The 17,841-nt window shown below is 44.2% G+C and carries 18 protein-coding genes; 5 read left to right on the top strand and 13 right to left on the bottom strand.

Annotation, left to right across the window (positions count from 1 at the left end):
• Positions 1-44: 44 nt before the first annotated feature.
• Both exbB and YH65_RS03740 read left to right on the top strand, forming a co-directional pair.
• Positions 45-470 carry a TonB-system energizer ExbB gene (gene exbB / locus YH65_RS03745; RefSeq protein WP_046552010.1) on the top strand — a complete coding sequence of 142 codons (426 nt, stop codon included), beginning with the start codon at positions 45-47 and terminating at the stop codon, positions 468-470.
• A gap of 9 nt (positions 471-479) precedes the next feature.
• Positions 480-857, top strand: a complete 378-nt coding sequence (locus YH65_RS03740; protein ID WP_046550693.1) for an ExbD/TolR family protein — start codon at positions 480-482, stop codon at positions 855-857.
• A 236-nt stretch (positions 858-1,093) separates the two neighbouring features.
• On the opposite strand, the gene YH65_RS03735 is transcribed toward YH65_RS03740, so the two are convergent.
• Positions 1,094-1,411 (bottom strand): thioredoxin family protein, encoded by a 318-nt coding sequence (locus YH65_RS03735; protein WP_046550692.1) that lies wholly within the window; start codon positions 1,409-1,411, stop codon positions 1,094-1,096.
• 193 nt (positions 1,412-1,604) lie between these two features.
• Between YH65_RS03735 and YH65_RS03730 the strand changes: the two genes are divergently transcribed.
• On the top strand, positions 1,605-2,132 hold the full coding sequence (locus tag YH65_RS03730; RefSeq protein WP_046550691.1) for a DUF2603 domain-containing protein: 528 nt from the start codon (positions 1,605-1,607) through the stop codon (positions 2,130-2,132).
• Between the two features lie 5 nt (positions 2,133-2,137).
• On the opposite strand, the gene YH65_RS03725 is transcribed toward YH65_RS03730, so the two are convergent.
• Together YH65_RS03725 and YH65_RS03720 are read right to left on the bottom strand one after the other, a co-directional pair.
• Positions 2,138-2,467: a hypothetical protein gene (locus YH65_RS03725; RefSeq protein ID WP_046550690.1), complete on the bottom strand. Its 330-nt coding sequence runs from the start codon at positions 2,465-2,467 to the stop codon at positions 2,138-2,140.
• 60 nt (positions 2,468-2,527) lie between these two features.
• Entirely contained in the window at positions 2,528-3,964 is a 1,437-nt protein-coding gene (locus YH65_RS03720; protein ID WP_046550689.1) for a protein adenylyltransferase SelO, read from the bottom strand.
• A gap of 188 nt (positions 3,965-4,152) precedes the next feature.
• On the opposite strand from YH65_RS03720, the gene YH65_RS03715 reads away from it, so the two are divergent.
• On the top strand, positions 4,153-4,890 hold the full coding sequence (locus tag YH65_RS03715; RefSeq protein WP_046550688.1) for a YebC/PmpR family DNA-binding transcriptional regulator: 738 nt from the start codon (positions 4,153-4,155) through the stop codon (positions 4,888-4,890).
• 27 nt (positions 4,891-4,917) lie between these two features.
• On the opposite strand, the gene YH65_RS11370 is transcribed toward YH65_RS03715, so the two are convergent.
• From YH65_RS11370 to YH65_RS03675, 8 genes are all read right to left on the bottom strand, one after another.
• A complete protein-coding gene (locus tag YH65_RS11370) occupies positions 4,918-6,117 on the bottom strand; it encodes a LysM peptidoglycan-binding domain-containing protein (RefSeq protein ID WP_084722088.1) in 1,200 nt (399 codons plus the stop codon).
• 16 nt (positions 6,118-6,133) lie between these two features.
• Positions 6,134-7,600, bottom strand: coding sequence for a threonine synthase (gene thrC, locus YH65_RS03705; RefSeq protein WP_046550687.1), 1,467 nt, complete (start codon positions 7,598-7,600; stop codon positions 6,134-6,136).
• A gap of 89 nt (positions 7,601-7,689) precedes the next feature.
• On the bottom strand, positions 7,690-8,889 hold the full coding sequence (locus tag YH65_RS03700; RefSeq protein ID WP_046550686.1) for a hypothetical protein: 1,200 nt from the start codon (positions 8,887-8,889) through the stop codon (positions 7,690-7,692).
• 37 nt (positions 8,890-8,926) lie between these two features.
• On the bottom strand, positions 8,927-11,803 hold the full coding sequence (locus YH65_RS11195; RefSeq protein ID WP_052746078.1) for an EAL domain-containing protein: 2,877 nt from the start codon (positions 11,801-11,803) through the stop codon (positions 8,927-8,929).
• Between the two features lie 2 nt (positions 11,804-11,805).
• On the bottom strand, positions 11,806-12,732 hold the full coding sequence (locus YH65_RS03690) for a cytochrome-c peroxidase (protein ID WP_084722014.1): 927 nt from the start codon (positions 12,730-12,732) through the stop codon (positions 11,806-11,808).
• A 21-nt stretch (positions 12,733-12,753) separates the two neighbouring features.
• Positions 12,754-13,605, bottom strand: coding sequence for an acetylglutamate kinase (argB, locus tag YH65_RS03685; protein ID WP_046550685.1), 852 nt, complete (start codon positions 13,603-13,605; stop codon positions 12,754-12,756).
• Between the two features lie 25 nt (positions 13,606-13,630).
• Positions 13,631-14,548, bottom strand: a complete 918-nt coding sequence (locus YH65_RS03680; RefSeq protein WP_245609222.1) for a tetraacyldisaccharide 4'-kinase — start codon at positions 14,546-14,548, stop codon at positions 13,631-13,633.
• On the bottom strand, positions 14,539-15,351 hold the full coding sequence (locus YH65_RS03675) for a ferritin-like domain-containing protein (RefSeq protein WP_046550684.1): 813 nt from the start codon (positions 15,349-15,351) through the stop codon (positions 14,539-14,541). Before YH65_RS03675 ends, YH65_RS03680 begins: the two co-directional genes overlap by 10 nt.
• Before the next feature lie 16 nt (positions 15,352-15,367).
• On the opposite strand from YH65_RS03675, the gene YH65_RS03670 reads away from it, so the two are divergent.
• A complete protein-coding gene (locus YH65_RS03670; protein ID WP_046550683.1) occupies positions 15,368-15,973 on the top strand; it encodes an MBL fold metallo-hydrolase in 606 nt (201 codons plus the stop codon).
• Positions 15,974-16,156: 183 nt separating this feature from the next.
• On the opposite strand, the gene YH65_RS03665 is transcribed toward YH65_RS03670, so the two are convergent.
• Together YH65_RS03665 and YH65_RS03660 are read right to left on the bottom strand one after the other, a co-directional pair.
• Entirely contained in the window at positions 16,157-16,816 is a 660-nt protein-coding gene (locus YH65_RS03665) for a response regulator transcription factor (protein ID WP_041673031.1), read from the bottom strand.
• Between the two features lie 164 nt (positions 16,817-16,980).
• A complete protein-coding gene (locus YH65_RS03660) occupies positions 16,981-17,784 on the bottom strand; it encodes a DUF234 domain-containing protein (protein WP_046550682.1) in 804 nt (267 codons plus the stop codon).
• Positions 17,785-17,841: the final 57 nt, after the last annotated feature.

Raw genomic sequence — 17,841 nt, 5'->3', positions numbered from 1 at the left:
AATGCATCCAAAAAAACAAGGACATTACTGTGCCCATAGAACAGATAAAGAATATCGTTGACTACGGGATCATCGGCCTTCTGATCTTCCTCAGCTTTATCACTTTTGCATTTGCCATAGAAAGAGTGCTTTTTTACCGGGGTATCAAAGTTGAGGACTACAAAAACAGAACCGCTATGGAACTTGATATTATGAAGCGTCTTCCCACCATTGCTTCCATTGGCTCCAATGCCCCATATATCGGTCTGCTCGGTACGGTACTTGCGATCATCCTTACTTTCTATATCATCGGCGAACAGCAGGAGCATGTCAATGCCGGGGATGTCATGAAACACCTGGCACTGGCACTGAAAGCGACTGCTGCCGGTCTGGTAGTAGCCATCCCTGCAACTGTGATCTACAATGCCCTCCTCGCTAAAGTCGATACCCTGCTCGCCCAGTGGGACATCGCCCATGATACACAGAAGTAAAGCATCCTCATGAGACGCGAACGCTTTGACAAGATGAATGTCGTCCCCTTCATCGATATTGTACTGGTTCTGCTGGTCATTGTACTGGCAACAGCAACTTTCGTGACCAATCAGACCGTCAACGTCGATCTTCCTACAGCTTCATCCAAAAAAGCCGAAGAGAAAAAAAGTATTGCAATTTCGGTAGATAAAGAGGGAAAATATTATTATAATAAAGATGAATTGCCACTTGATGCTATTAAAGAAAAACTGATGAAGCTTGATCCCAAAAAAGACCTTATTTCTCTGCATATGGACAAGACCAGCCAGTTCCAGTTCTTTGTAAACATCATCGATATTCTGAAGACCAAAGGGTTTGAGAATATTTCAATCATTACGAAGAAATAATACAGAATCACTGTATCCAAATAACACATTCATATTTCCCACGTCATCCTGAACTTGTTTCAGGATCTCCCCGTGACTTAAACCGAGGCGTAGTTTTCCTTTCATTTTTTTTAGAAAAAAACGAAACAAAAAAATCGTTGTAACTCTCGAATCGCTTCGCTTTCAAGGTCGTTCGTTACAACAGTGCACACTGCGTGTGATTAATTTAAATGCTGTCCTATAAAATCGGACCGGTACTATTCCGTCATCAAAGTATACGGCCGTTTAAGTTGTTCCGTCATCTGATGCAGACTCACCGCCCTTCCCTCCCGAACAAACTCCCTTCCGTCCAGAAATACGATCATCGTCGGTACCGAGAAGACCTGGTAGTGTGCCGAAATCTCGGCATTTTCATGGGCATCAAGATAAATCTGCTTGATGAGAGGAAACTCTTTGTCGAATACCTCTTTAAATTTGGGACGCAGTGCGTGGCAGACATTGCATTTCTCTCCGGAGAAGTAAAGCAGTACCCCCACTTCCGATCTGATGGTATTTTGTAGTTCTTCCAGGGTCATAAAATTACCTTCTTAATGTGTTGTTTTGCAAATCAAAAAATACAATATTAAATTTCAGAGATTCATTTTGATTTTTCCTGTAGTAATTATATCGATTGCCTTTTAAACTTCATCGCACAATAATTCAGACTCTTGACTTCATAAACCTATGCTATACTTCTCTATCTTACAATCCAAACGGAGAGAGGACATTATGCAGGAAAACAGACCGGAAGCGGAAGCAAACAGGCTGATCGAGAAAATCGACGATCTTTCCAGGAAAATGGGTTTTGAGGATCATGGGAAAACGGTCTTTGAAATGAGTAGTACCGATGATCCTGAGATAAAAGAACTCATTCATAAAAGCGGAGAATGGAGTGAAAACAAACCGATGTTCATTTATGACAAAGAAGACCCTCATCATGCCTATGTATTTATCTCTGCCGAGCGCTTTGCGAACCTGCTCAATACACTGCAGGCAACTAATCAGGAAAACTTCGACCTCAAACTTGAAAAATCGATCTTAAAACAGACACCTGTTGACTTTCATGATGTCTGGGTCGTAGCAATGGACAGGATCCAGAAGATCATCCAGGAACAGAAAGAAAAGGGAGAGCCGCACACGATCAATCTTGATCAACTCATCTCCGATATCAAGCGAGAGTATCCAGCTCTTTTTATCAACCTCTCCGAAGTGCTGAATGACACCGGACAATATGTTCTCCCCTCCAGCCGTACTTGATTACATTACAGTGCAAGGAACATGGAACGGCAGCTGATCGTCTCCTGTCCGAAAGTATGCATCAGTCTTTCCTGGTCTAGTTTGACGAAACGTTGTACCTTTCGGTAGAGATGCCTGATATCTTCTTTGTGACTCAATGCATAAAAATCTCTCTCCATCACTTCAAGATCAAGAAGATTCTGCTTGCACCTGCTTCTTTGGATACGGTTAAGCGATAAGGCGGAACGTTCCTGATTCAACCGGCGCCTGACCTGACGCAGACGGTTGAAAAAATATCTCAGTTCATTCTCAAGTTCAGCATGGCCGCAACCATCAATAGATGTTAAGTAATACATCACCGACTCCTTTAATTGGTTTGTTCACATTATAAATGGTCTTTACTTAAACAAATACCTTTAGGAACTACAGCTTAACTTATTATTCTTGTACACTTCGGGGGTCACTCCGGCCCATCGTTCATACTCCGGATGTTCATCAAATGGATTCCGGGCAATCCTGAAAAGATCGTCTATCAGAGCGTATGTCCCCTCAACCGCCGCATCGATCGCTCCCTGAAGCATATAGTTCTTCAAGACATATTTCGGATTACTCATGAGCATTTTTCCTTCCCTCTCCTCCTGTGTCGAGCTGTTCTGTGCCAGACGTGCATCATAATCATCCAGCCAGTCATGCATCGGCTGATGGTAGAGGCCAAGCTTCAGGATAGCTGCCCTGTCACCGTCATACCGGCTCAAAGTCCTGAAGAAAAGTGTATAGTCGATATGCAGTCCCTGCAGTGTACCGAGCATATGTTGTATCAGAGCAAGGTCTCCTTCAATTACCTCATCAAAACCCATTTTTCTACACATAAGCTCTGTATAGTGTGCCTTGTATATTTTCCAGTACCCTGCCATACTCTCTTCCATTTTTTCCGTATGTATCAGAGGAGAAAGGGCTGCCATCAGCGCACGGAGGTTCCACTCTCCGATGCTTGGCTGATTACCGAAGCTGTAGCGTCCGTACTGGTCCGTATGGTTACAGATGTATCCTGCATCGTAATCATCAAGAAAAGCATAGGGACCGTAGTCAATGGTCAGGCCGGCAATAGACATATTGTCCGTATTCATCACACCGTGGTTGAAGCCGACGGCCTGCCATTCAGCCATCAGTCTGGCCGTTCTTTTCACTACTTCTCCAAAAAAACTTGCATAGGCATTCTCTACATCTATCAGATGTGGATAGGATTCTGCAATGGCATAGTCCGTCAGTGCTTCAAGTTCTTTAAGTTTCTTTTTATGGGCAAAATACTCAAAAGTACCGAAACGTACCCATGAGGGGGAGACGCGTAACACTATTGCACCCTTTTCCCATTCTTGGCGGAACACCGAATGTTCCGAACCGATCAGAGCCAGCGCTCTAGTGGTCTCTATGCCCAATCCATGCATCGCTTCGCTCATCAGGTACTCACGTATGGAAGAGCGCAGTACGGCACGTCCGTCACCTGAACGGGAATACTTGGTCTGCCCCGCCCCTTTGAGCTGCATATGCAAGCCGTTGAGTGTTCCAATATTGATAGCACGCCCATCTCCAAGACGGTCCACATAAAATCCAAACTGGTGCCCGGCGTAGCACATGGCAAAGGTATCGCTGCCTTCAGGCTGGTACGCACCATTGACAAAGTCCACAAACTCCTCTGTGTAAAGTTCTTCTTTATCGATACCCAGCATCTCTGCAACAGCCTCATTGGCATGTATGAGAAACGGTTTGGTCAGCGGTGCCGGTTTGACACGGTCATAACATTCCGCCGAAAGCTTTAGATAGGGATTGGTAAGTTTAAGTTCATTCAGTTTCATAAATTAATAATATCAACACTTTCTTAAAACAGTGAGGTAGGGTGCGTAATCACGCACCAAAGATAAAATTTGCATAAAATAAAAAGTGTGCCGAAAGGCCATCAAAAGGTGCGTGATTACGCACCCTACATAGATAATTAATTGATTTCGGAGTATAATCACACAATTAAATTTCTAAGGAAACAAGTATGGGTAGAGCGTTCGAATACCGCAAAGCAGCAAAAATGAAACGATGGGGAACTATGTCACGTGTTTTCCCGAAACTGGGAAAAATCATCACGATGGCGGCCAAAGAGGGCGGCCTTGACCCGGACATGAATCCAAAACTTCGTACGGCCATTCTCAATGCCAAAGCGCAGAATATGCCAAAAGACAACATCGATGCCGCGATCAAAAGAGCCGCAGCCAAAGATGCTGCGGACATCAAAGAGATCACCTACGATGTCAAAGCACATTACGGTGTACAGATGATCGTCGAGTGTGCCACGGACAACCACACAAGAACCGTTGCCAATGTCAAGGCGATCCTCAACAGGAACGGCGGAGAAATGCTTACATCGGGATCACTCAACTTCATGTTCACAAAAAAAGCGGTATTCGTGTTTGACAAGACAGACGACATGGACCTTGAAGAGCTTGAACTCGATCTCATTGACTATGGACTTGAAGAGATAGAAGAGGATGTTGAGCCCCAGGAGAACCATGACGATAAAGCCATTGTTAGGATCTTCGGGGAATTTACTTCATTCGGGGAACTCTCCAAAGCTCTTGAGGACAAAGGTATTGAAGTGAAAAAAGCGACCATCGAATATATCGCGAATACCCCTGTCGAACTCGATGAAAAGCAGCTCGAAGAGATCGAAACACTGATCGACAAATTAGAAGAGGATGAAGATGTCCAAACTGTTTATACGAACATTAGTTGACTCTCAAGTGGGAGTTGTTTCCCTTCACTACCAATAGAGCATTACACTCCGCCTTCCCCAGCGGAGAGCTTTTCTTCTATTTATACCCATATAGATATCGATACGCTTCCTAAAACGTTTGTTCATCTTGTCACGTACTCTGTAGATACCGGGTAATCCACCAATACGTACTCTTGAACCGTTACGCAATCCGTATTTTGTCAGAAGGTCCCTCGAGACTGCAATGATCTTCATTCCCGGTCGTATATGATTGTTCCAGGCTGCAAGGAACGGCGTCTTGTCCGTTTGACCCCGATGTGAACTGTAAGCGGTTGCTGTAACTCTCAACTTGCGTTTTCCAAACCCCCGGATCAGTTTGGAGCCTTTACGTTTTTTCAGTGCCTTGGCAAGTTTTCGTTTCTTCTCCTCGGCTTTTTTCTTCGCTTCAAGTGCTTTGAGTCTGTAAGGAAGAGGCAGCTGTATTGTCTTGCCGACGCGTATGAGTGCAGTCGTTTTTAACTCATTGAACTTGGCTACGTCTTTAGGCTTGAGATTGAACTTGCGTGCAATGGAGATAAGGGTGTCTCCCTCCTGTACTTTATATTCTCCCGAAGCTATGGCATCAATGATATTCTGGGGATAAGGGAGCAGAAGTTTTTTACCAAGCCTGATCTTTGCATCTTTTTTGAGCTGGTTCAATTCCAGTAGTTCCCTGGTCTTCATACCGTACTTTGCCGCAATGGTACTGAGTGTATCCCCTTTGGCAATTACATAAAAACCCTGTTGAACTTTTTGCTCTTTTAGGATCTTTTCTTTTTGAATCTGCTCTTTTGCTTTTTGCGCGAGGCGCTCCTCTTCCAACCTATCTAATCTTTGTTCCTCTTTTAGTCTTTTTATCTTTTTAAGCGCTTCCTGTTTTCTGATTAATTCTTTTTCTTTTGACGTCATCTCCTCGGAACCCCGGTATCGCATGGAATCTGATATATGTATATACTTCTCTATCATATCAGCTACGGAAATGACTTTCAGTTTGGGTTTTTTGACAGGAACGGGAAGGGTTTTTGTTACGATAAGTTTCTGTTTATCGATATCATAGGAGACCTCTTTTGCCACAAGCAGTCTCTTACTGTAAGGGTTACACTCTGTCGTACCACCGGTAATGACACGGCACTCCACTATACCTTTTGCAGACAAAGAGCTCACCGTAATACTGGCAAAAAGCAAAAAAGCCGAATATTTTCTATACATAACTGCTTGCATTGAACTATAGGAAGTTCAACATCTCTCCTTTTATATCCTCTTTATCTACAATTGTATCATGAATCACCGGTTTACCGAAAAGCGCGCTGATCATAAAAGGCACAGGTACATTGGCCTTTTCAGATACCCACTTCAGGGCTTCAAGATCGTTTTCTGCTACATGGCCGAGCGCCTTGGAGACTGTCGTACTGAACTTCGTCCATTCCGCCGTGGAGTAAAGGATAGTGGGGATCTTTTCTTCTCTGAGATCCCTGTATGCCTTGAAACAGGTTGCCGTATGCGGATCCATGATGTACCCTTTTTTAGCATATTCAGCAATCACTGCTTCGCCCTCTTCATCATTTGAGAATGTCGCTGCAAAATCCTCCTGGAGCGAAGCAAGCTCTTCAGGAGTCAACTCAAATCTTTGGTTTGCGTTCAGCGCTTCCATCAGTTCTTTGGTACGCTCGGCACCAAATTTATCGAACATGACACGCTCGATGTTGGAACTCTTCAAAATATCCATGGCAGGCGATTCGGTCAATACCAATTCTCTGTCACTAATATCATAGATTCCCGTATTGATCCAGTCACTCAAAATGTTGTTAATATTGGAGGCAATGAGTATTTTTTTGACCGGAAGTCCCGCTTTTTTGGCATAGTAGGCACCAAGTGCATTACCGAAGTTCCCGCTTGGAACGACCATGTATACCTCTTCACCCATGGCAATAGCCTCCTCTCTTACCAGTGCAAGGTAGGAGTGGATATGGTAAATGATCTGGAAGATGATCCGCCCGAAATTCACCGAATTGGCTGCGGAAAGTTTGATACCACGTGCTTCGAGCTGGGCTTTAAAATCCTCGGAAGCCAGCAGTTCTTTGAGCGCATGCTGTGTGTCATCGAAGTTTCCTTTGACCCCGATCACCTTGAGATTTTCGGCATCTTCGGTGACCATTTGCAGTCTCTGGACATCAGAGGTCCCTCCATCCGGGTAGAGACATGCTACCTTGATATTCGCCTGGTTCTTGAATGTCTCAAGCGTTGCAGGCCCTGTATCTCCACTGGTGGCCGCCATGATCAGATAGTTTTCACCTCTCTGCTGTGCCGTTTTGCTTAGAATGTATCCGAAAGGCTGCAATGCCATGTCTTTGAAGGCACGTGTCTGCCCATGGTAAAGCTCAGAGACGAAACAGTCATTTTCGATCTGAACAACCGGTACAGGGTTTTGAGGATTATCAAATCCGTCATAACGATCTACGGCTGCTTCAAGCACCTCTTTAGAAATATCGATACCGAATCTGTCGAGAAAATCAAGCGCCAGGCTCTTGTAGTGGCTGGAAAGGTGGCTGGTTAAAAAATCTCTATCTAACTCCGGGAGGGTCTGGGGAACATAAAGCCCCCCAAAACTGGCACTCGGGCTGAGTATCGCTTCCGAAAACTGTACGGATGAGGGTTTCTTCCCGTCATTTCCCCGTGTCTCAATAAATTGCATTTAAATTATCCTGTTATTTTTTGTATATTAAAAGTAATAATTATAGCCAAAAAAGGTAACAAATTCTCTGAAAATGTACCCCTTCCATATTACTTTGTTTTACGCAATTTAATGATAAAGAAATTCTTTGCAGGTTTGAAACTTTCCGTTTCACCTACAACAATGATACTCCCGTCACTCATTCTTGCTACACCGTGAGCTACATCTTTGCGTTCACCGCCATAGACATGAGACCAGATCAGCTCACCCCGTCTGTCCAGTGCCAGAAGGTACGCACTGTGGTTTCCTTTTCCCAGCGTATTGGTACCGCCGACCAGCATAAAGCCACCATCACGTGTCGTGGCTACCGCTTCACCGTACTCATAATATTTGAACCCGTAGATCTTGTGCCAGATCGTCTTTCCTTTTCCATCGATCTTCATGACTGTCAAGTCACTTTGCGCACTTCCGTACGAGCGTGTACTTCCGATCGCAACGATACCGTTGTCTACGGTTGCTGTGACACCGAAAAGCATATCCTCATAGGGACCGCCGAAGGTCTTCACCCAGCGCTGTTTGCCATTCTGGTCCAACTGCATAATGAGAAAATCGCTATTCCCCGTACGTGATGCTTCTCTATATCCTACCAGTACCATCTTCCCGTCACGGGTACGTGTCAGTGCCGTGGCGACATCTTCTTTTTTCCCTCCGACCGTATGGGCGGAAACAAGCTTACCCTCTTTGGTAAGCTTGGCAATATAGATGTCTTTATCCGCTTTTTTACCATAGGATTCACTGCTGCCCACAACCAGTACACCACCGTCATCGGTACCGGCAATCCCACCCGCATATTCGTCACGTTCACCGCCAAGACTCTTCTCCCAGATCTTCTTGCCATCCAGTGATATCTTGGCGACATAGAGGTCATAATCATATCTTTTTCCGAATTTCGAGCGCCCAAGTACCAAAATGTTCCCGTCCGCTGCCCTGGCAATGGCCTTGCCTTCATCTTTTTTCTTTCCGCCAAGCCAGAGACGCCATTTCATAGCGCCGTCCGCCGACATTCTCGTTACACAGATATCGGTACGTTGCGCGCCATAGGATTTGCATGTACCCACAATAGCACTATCTCCATTTTCAAGGGCTACGACACCATAGGCAATATCATCTTCTGTTCCACCGTAAATTCTCTGCCATACAGCATGATAGGCCTCTTTTTTGACAACCTTCTTCACTTTTGCCTTATCGGCATTGATAGTTATGGAAAAGGCTAAGACTCCCAATAGGGCATACCATAATTTATTTTTCATGATTTATTCCTTTTATATAAAATTTTTTTATTATACTCTATTTTTTTATTTTATTTTGCTTATGCGCTTTATAAAAACCGATAAAATCATCTGCCGACATAGGTTTGGCGAAGTAAAAGCCCTGGCCTGTGTCACATCCGTGTTCTTTTAAAAATGCTTCCTGTTCCTCCGTCTCTATGCCTTCCGCTATAACCTCATACCCCAAACTCTTCGAAAGTGCGATGATCGCTTTGGAGACTTCTGCATCATTGGAATTGTGAGGCAGGTCCATAATGAAGGATTTATCGATCTTGATCGTATCGATCGCCAGGCTTTTGAGGTAGCTCATGGATGAATAGCCTGTCCCAAAATCATCGATAGAAATCTTACAGCCGATGTTACGCAGCTCTTCAAGAATGGTAAGGTTGGTCGTCGAATATTCCATAATGAAACGTTCCGTGATCTCTACCTCTATTTTATCTGCAGGGATACCCGTACGCAGAATGATCTCCTGGAGTCGGTCAAAAATATGCTCTTCTCTGAACTGTATACTTGAGAAATTAATGGAAATACTGTCGATCTCAACTCCCTCTTTTTTCCATTGCATATAGGTTTTGCATGCTTCTTCAAAAACAAAATATCCGAGATCAATAATGATTCCCGTCTCCTCGGCAACAGAGATAAACCTGTCAGGAGAGACAACACCGAGATGTGTATTCTTCCACCGCAGGAGTGCTTCTGCACCGTTCACTCTGCCACTTTTGAGTGAATACTGGGGCTGATACTGAAGAGAGAATTCATTTTTGCCCAGTGCATGCAGCAACTCCTGTTCAAGATCCAGTCTTGACTGAACATCCAGTGACAACTGACCGGTATAGAACCGGTAAGTGTCTTTTCCTTTTTCTTTAGCATGATACATTGCCGAATCTGCATGCTTGACAATCTCACTTCTGTCTTCACCGTCATCGGGATAGACGGCAATACCGATACTTGCTGTCGTATAGAGATAGTAGTCCTGTATTCTGATAGGCTCACGGATAACTTTCAGTAGGCTTTCTGCCAATATGCCTGCCTCTTTCCTGTGCTCTTTCAGGTACATGACCACCACAAACTCATCGCCTCCTATGCGTGCAAAAAAGGCATTGCTTTCCAACTGATTCCCGATACGACGGGCAAGCCGGACAAGCATTTCGTCACCGATTTGATGCCCCAGTGTATCATTGATCACTTTGAATCGGTCCAGATCGATAAAAAGTACCGCTATAGTCTGTTTATCTCTTTTTGCCAGGGCCAGAGTATCGGCCATATAACTTTCAAAACGTATACGGTTGGGCAAATCTGTCAGACTGTCATGGTAGGCAAGATAGTTGGCCTTTTCTTCCATTTCGATAATCTCTTTGAGATTCGTATAGATGGCAATATAGTTTTGAATTTTTCCGTTCTCATTTTTCACTGCCGCAATGGTAAGCCATATAGGGATAAGCTCTCCGTTCTTCGCCCTGTTTTCAACTCTTCCTGACCATCTTCCCTGAGACAACAGCTTTTGCCACATATTTTTATAAAAAACGATATCTTTTTTCAATAACATAATGACCATAGGTTCTTTACCTAACAGCTCCTCTTCCCTGTAGCCAAACAGATCACAAAAGGCAGGATTGACAGAAACAATATTTTTATGCTCGTCGGTAATGACGATACCGTCTGCGATATTCTCATACACTGTTGCAGCCTGCTGCAGTATTTTCTGCTGCCGGATATACTCTGTGACATCAAGCTTGATGGCCAGATACTGTTGCAGTTCACCATCCATGAATATAGGAACGATGGATGCTCTCTCGTAAATGAGAGAGCCGTCTTTTCTTTTGTTGATCAATTCCCCCTCCCACTTTTCTCCCCGGTCAAGTGTCTCATTCATCTCTTTATAGACCTCTGGACGTACAAGACCGGATTTAAGAATATTGGGGTTCTTGCCGTACACTTCCTCTTTTTTATACCCTGTTTCTAACTCAAAAGCATCATTGACATACTCTATGTACCGACCTGCATCGGTAATCATAATCACATTGTCACTGTTCTCTATGGCATAACGGAAAGCCAGCAGCTCTTTTGCCGCTTTTTTGACCCGGATATAATTAAAGACCAGAAGAAACAGCATGAAAAAGGCCAAGCCAAAGAAGCCTAATCCTATCATTTTTTGCTCTTCTCGAACCTGGTTATAACGTAGATTCATCTCATTCGAAAGGTGAATAATCTTCTTGGAAAGCCCTATGTGTGCATTCTCTTCTATGATTGCATCGAGTTTTACAGTATTGGCAACAAAATTTTCAAGATGCAGACAGAGATACTGAAGCAGTTTGTCTTCATTACCGCACACTTTAAGCAAAGAGAGCGATCGCTTGAATGCTGCTTTGTCATAAGGGAGTCCCATATAGATCTGTCCTACCTGAAAAAAAAGTGTATTGATCAGATCAAGATTTTTGGCATCGTGCTTATGACGATTGTTGATCTCCCTTTTGAGGTCGTACATGCTATGTATGGAATTGGTCAGGTTTGCATTCAATGCCTCAAAGCGTATCAGCAGATCACTTTTTTGTTTAAACACCTCTTCTACAGTCCTGAAATCATCATAGATATGTTCCCCGAACTCCTCTCTCAGCGCACTCTTCTTGAAAAAGGCTATCTTCTCTTCAAATGCTTTGGAAAGGTGACTTGTTTCATCATAGTCCAGGAATTGGTATTTTTTAAAAAAGATCGAATCCAGTTGGTGTTCAAGTGCATCCATTTCCTGAAGGACTTGCCGATACTCGTCATAATGCCGTATCTTTCTGTCGCCATGAAGCAGATAGAAAAAGAGGGAAATGAGGAGTATGGCAAAAAATACAAAAAAAAGATAAAAACTGTCTACCCTCTTTTGCAGTGTTTTTATCAGTTTCATGCTCAGTTCTTCCTGGCACTTTTGGGTAGCTCACCCGTTAATGATTCGAGAAAGGCAACGATCTTCCTGATCTCATCCTCCGTTATATACCTTCCAAGCTGGTGCTCCGACATGATCCCGACAGCTTCCTGAAGCGTCCGGGCCCGGCCGTCATGCATATAGGGTGCGGTCAATGCTACATTCCTCAGGGAAGGTACCTTAAAGACATATTTGTCTTCTTCACGTTTGGTAATATTGAAACGTCCCAGGGAGCTGCTGTTGGCATCTTTAAAAATACCGAACTTGTTGTAAAAATTCCCTCCCACATTAACGCCATTATGACAGATGATGCATCCCTTGGATGTAAAGAGCTTGTATCCCTCTTCAGCCTCTCGGCTTATGGCACCCTGCTTTCCTTTCAGATAGCGGTCAAAAGGTGCATTGGGTGTAATAAGGGTTTTTTCATACTCTGCAATGGCATCGGCAACATTCTCCTGCGTAATGCCGTCGGAGTATATTCTTGCAAACTCAGATACATACATTGGATCTTTTTTCAATTTATCCACAGTCTGTGCCATAGTCATGTTCATCTCTACGGGATTCTCAATGGGACCGAAGACCTGTGCTTTGAGATCTTCGGCACGTCCATCCCAGAACTGCCTGAAATTAAAGACGGCATTGTAAACGGTGGGTGCATTGATATTCCCTTTTTTTCCACTGACACCGACGGAGTACTTCAAGCCATCATCTCCCCCTTTCTCAAGATCATGACAGCTGGCACAGGAAACCGTACCATCTGCTGACAGGTGGGGATCAAAAAAAAGCTTTTGGCCTAACGGAACTTTTTTCCAGTCCGCTTTCACGCTTTGGGGGAGTGGTTTTATGGGAGCAGACAAAGCCGTACCTATGTATACTGACATCAGGAAAAAAACATATGTAAACAGCTTCATACTTTCTTTCCCCCCTCTTTTTTACAACTCTATACAGGTTCCCACACCTGTACTTGTCAATATCTCCAGCAAAAGTGAATGTTCTACGCGTCCGTCGATGATATGTGCTTTTTTTACACCGCCTCTGAGTGCTTCGATGCAGGCATCGACCTTGGGAACCATGCCGCCCTGTATGGTTCCGTCCTCTTTCAGGGCTTCCGTTTGCTCGATGCTCAGGTTGGTGATCAGTTCCATCTCTTTGTCCAATACGCCGGGAGTGTCCGTCAGAAAGAGTATTTTTCTGGCTTCCAGAGCCACAGCAATCCTGCTTGCCGCAAGGTCCGCATTGATATTGAACCCGGGATGTCCCAGAATATTACTGCCTGCAATAGGAGCGATCACAGGAACGGCATCGTCATCGATGATATTGTCAACGATCTCCGGGTCGATATCTTCTATCAAACCGGTATAACCAAAGTTCTCAAAATCCTTTGGCATACCTTTGAGAAAGCCACCGTCCTTTCCGGAGATGCCTATAGCTTTGGCCCCATGATTGTCCAGAAGCGAGACGATCTCTTTGTTTATCTCACCTGAAAGTACCATTTCGACGATACGCATCACCTCTTTGGTCGTTACACGCTGCCCGTCTACAAACGTGGTATCTACGCCCAGGTCCGCCAAAAGCCGGGTAATGCTTTTACCCCCGCCGTGTACGATAATGGGTTTCATTCCAACTAGATGCAACAGTACGATATCCTGTGCAAACTGTTCTTTAAGCTCGGCACTTGTCTGCGCGGCACCGCCGTATTTGACAACGATCTTTTCATTGGAGAATTTCTTGATGAACGGAAGGGCATCCAATAGTGTTTTGACAACATCGATCTTATGTTTCATTTTATAGATTCCTTTTTAAAGAAGTTTATGAATGATAGGTTTGAATATATCTTTCGATTTTTGTAAAGACCTCATCTTTTATCTTTAATTCTAACTTAATTTGGGAGACAGGCAACTTAAAGCCCGCCATTTTGACATGATCCTTTTGGGTGACCAACAGACTTTGTGCCTCATACTTTTGCATCAGCCTTTCAAGCATCTCTTTTTCAAAATAGGCATGATCTTTCAGGTAGACTTTTCCTACTACTCCTGTGGGAAGATAACGTTCCAGGCGTTTGGGGTTGGAGATGGCTGTGACAAGAACCATTCTGGATGTGGGATCTCCATAGCTTACCACTCTTTCAAAATCCCTTTTCTCCTTGAGTACCAGGTCTGCATATTTTTTGGTGAAAGCAAACTCTCTGAAAGGACCGGATGGGAACGGAAATGGATTTTTGATCTCTTCGGGCTCCAGAAGGATCTCATACTTCTCTATCTCAACCCGGTTGAAACCATCATCAAGAATGATGAGCTTCGCCCCCTGCCCCTTTGCCAAAGCGATCGCTTCATGCCTATCCTCACTTACAATGACTGAAGCATTGGGGAGGGAAAGTGCCATCAACATTGCTTCATCCCCACTCTGCTCGACGGAAACAAGTATCTTTCCCCTCCGGCTCACCTCGACCAGTCCGTTGCTCTTCCTGCCGTATCCGCGTGAAATGACCGCAACGTCACTGTAACGGGATGCAAGCGCAATGACAAAAGGGGTTTTACCGCTTCCTCCGACAATGAGATTTCCTATACTGACAATAGGAATACCAAAATCTTTTTTATAAGCAAGTATTCTACGGAACAGCATCCAACTTCCATACAAAATAGAGAGCGGAAGCAATAGCAGGATGACAGGATAGTGGTACCATCGGGGATGAAAGAGCATCTGCTCATAGGCTTGGGTCACTGACACTGTTTCGCACCCAGTTGCAGTATTTCACTGCAGGTGAAGCCCGCCTCTTTCCTTGCATTCACATTAATGTGGGGACGGTGTTTGCCCAAAAGTTTGTAGCGTTCGAGTATTTCAAAATAGACACTCTCATCCAGTCCGTTCTTTTCGCAAAGGTATTTGAACCATTTATCCCCTTTATGGACATGGACGATCTCTTCATCATAGATCACATCAAGTACTTCTATGAGTCTTGCTACCACAGGATTTTTCCGTTTGTTCTCCAGCTTTTTAATGATCTGCGGATTGACATCCAGCCCCGAAGCCTCATAGTATCTCGGAACAATCGCCATTCTGTCCAATACGGAATCTTTTGTATGGTTAGCTGCATCAAATAGTCCGCAGTGAACAGGGAAGTCCCCGTAACGGTACCCTACCTCATCCAGTAGTTGCCTGAGCATTTTGTAGTGGCGTATCTCATCCTGGGCCACCTCCAGCCAGTCTATTTTGTAGGCAACAGGCATCTCGGGGAAGCGGTAGACCGCATCGAGTGCAAGGTCTATGGCAGAGTATTCAATGTGTGCAATGGCATGGATGAGTGTAGCCAATCCTTCGTTCGTATCAAAATCTTTTCGTGCAGGAAGTTCTCTGGGGTCGACGATCTGACATTTGGAAGCATAGGAAGGGGTTTCAAACAGACGGGGAGTGAAATCAACATCATTCACTTCATTTTTGGTACAATACGCCAAACACTGAAGTGTCAACTCCTCTTTCAGGGCGATATCGTCAGTGAGGATGGCTTCTTCGAGGAGTTCATAGATATTCATAAGGAGATTATAACCGATGGAGATTAAAATACAACCCATGGGGGTCTACCAGACCAACTGCTATATCGTCACTGTGGACGGGAAAGATTTCATCATAGACCCCGGTGTCGATGCGACAGAGTGGGTGCTGAGCAATGTTACCAATCCCATAGCCATCCTCAATACACACGGTCACTTCGACCACGTCTGGAGCAATGCAGAGCTCAAAGAGAAACTTGACATCCCCATCTACTGCCCCAAAGACGATGTTTTTATGCTCACCGACGATCCTCTTGGACAGGGCACGCCCAAAAGTGTACCAGACTACGAAGTAGAAGGTGACAAACTTCTCGAGATTGCAGGCGTGAAGATACAGTACAGACACTTTCCCGGACATACCCCGGGATGCTCCGTCATAGAGATAGGCGATGTCTGGTTCAGCGGTGACTTCCTTTTCCAGCAAAGCATCGGACGCTGGGACTTCCCGGCCTCAAGCGGTGAAGATATGATCAAAAGCCTGGAGAAAGCGCTGAAAATAGAAAGAGACTATACCATCTACCCCGGTCATGGCCTCAGCACAACTCTGAAAGCGGAGCAAAGGGTTATTCCTTATTGGATTGAACAAGTGCAGAGTACACTCTAGGTTTTGGTGCTGTGAGGGCACAGCACCCTACAATGTCCATACTGATATAAAAGTTATGCTTCTGTAGGGTGTTGTCCCCGACAACACCAATCAAAATTAAAAAAGAGAAAAAAAGTTGCTTGCAACAATGAAAATATAGAAGTCTGTATAGACAAGACATGTCTTGTCCCTACCAAAGAAATTTTAATACGAGAACTTATATCCACGTCTTCTCACAGTATGGATCACCTGGAATCCAAGTATACTTTTAAGACGCTTTCTAATCTGGTTAATAGCAACTTCCACAGTGTTGTCAGAAACATACTCCGGCTCTTCCCAAAGCGCATTGATGATCTCATCTTTCGAGAAGACCCTCTGTTTACGCAGTGCCAAATAGGCAAGTATGTCAAAGGTCTTGCCATTGAGGGAAACGATCTTCTCATCGTATTCGATCTTTTTGTTGGAGATATCAATGACCAGCTTGCCGATATCAACCGTTGTACCGAAGAGATGTCTCATGTTCGCAAGGACCCTTGCCGCAATAAGATCAGGATGTTCGCAATGGTTGTAAATGACATCATCCACACCCAGAGCAAAGAAAGATTCCTGCTGACGGTAATCATCCGTCAAGATCATGATCTTTGTTTCACTCTTTTTCTTTTTCACTTCATTTACATAACGCTCAAGAGAGAACTTCACTCCCTCATCAACGATGATTACCAGCTCATAATGTCTAAAGTCCGTAAAATTCGTTGCGTCGTACAGGTCTTTGGCATTGTCTACAATACAAATAAAATATTTGTCCAATTCTTTTTCGAGCTCTTTGACATACTCGTCATCGAAGCCTACAGTTAATATTCTCATCTTTTTACGGTCCAATCATAATTAGAAAAACCCATAGAACCTTAAATTTTATCGGCTTTTCTATTTTTTTAATGTATTTATAGCCAAAACAAGCTTATTTAAAAATAAAACGGGTCTTCTTTTAGGTTATTTGGGTATTTTAATGCAAAACTGTTCTGTGGGGCTTAGAGAAGCATCTTTAGATCTTTCAGGTCGAAGAGCAGCAGGCTGTCATCTTTACTTTGCATCAGTTCGTTGGAAAAACCGTTTTTGGAAAAGAGAACATATATATCTACCGCTATCCCGGACTTCTGTGCTTTCGCCTTCAGTTTGGATAGTTCGTTCCTGCACACTTTACGCTCTTTGTATTTGCATTCTCCGAGTATCACTTTCTTGTCTGAAGTGACTGCAAGCAGATCGAATTCGCTGTACTGGTCCCAGTAGCTTCCATTACTCAACAGCGGCGTTTTCTTACTATAATACTGCCAGAACATATCGTTACACAACTGTTCATAGACCAGAGAACGCAGACGCTCGTAATGTTTCTCGAAATTCTCCAGAAAGGCACTGCCCTCTCCATGTAACAACTCTTCACGGTACGGAGTAACAAACCCGAACCAGAAACGCATGAAGGGTATGCCAAAACGCAGCTTGTCTTGTATACGGTAGGAACGCAACTCTTTTTTGATCTTCTGTTTGGGGTGTATGCGCAAAGGTTGTTCACGTGAAGGTTCTATGTAGAGGATACCTTTTTCAACAAGTTCCCGAACAATCTCTTCTCCCGCACCTTCACTCAAGCGTGCTTTTCGTAATACCGAGTAGAACTTCCCGTCACCTCTGGCCACGGCAGAGAGCACTTCCCTGTAAGGTCTTTCAAGCAGGTAGGAGGGAGAGACAAGAGACTGGAACGTTGCAAAATCATCTACAAAGTTCTTTTTGACCATAGAAAAGATATCTTCAAAGAAATCCAGATCAATACACTCTTCCATACCGCCAAGTATGGAAAAATACTCAATGGATTGTTCCAGTGAGAGATGGGGATTGTA

Source organism: Sulfurovum lithotrophicum, assembly GCF_000987835.1.
In the GTDB taxonomy this organism is placed as follows: domain Bacteria; phylum Campylobacterota; class Campylobacteria; order Campylobacterales; family Sulfurovaceae; genus Sulfurovum; species Sulfurovum lithotrophicum.
The sequence above is the reverse complement of the archived record's forward strand: the minus strand, read 5'-3'. Positions and strand labels throughout refer to the sequence as shown.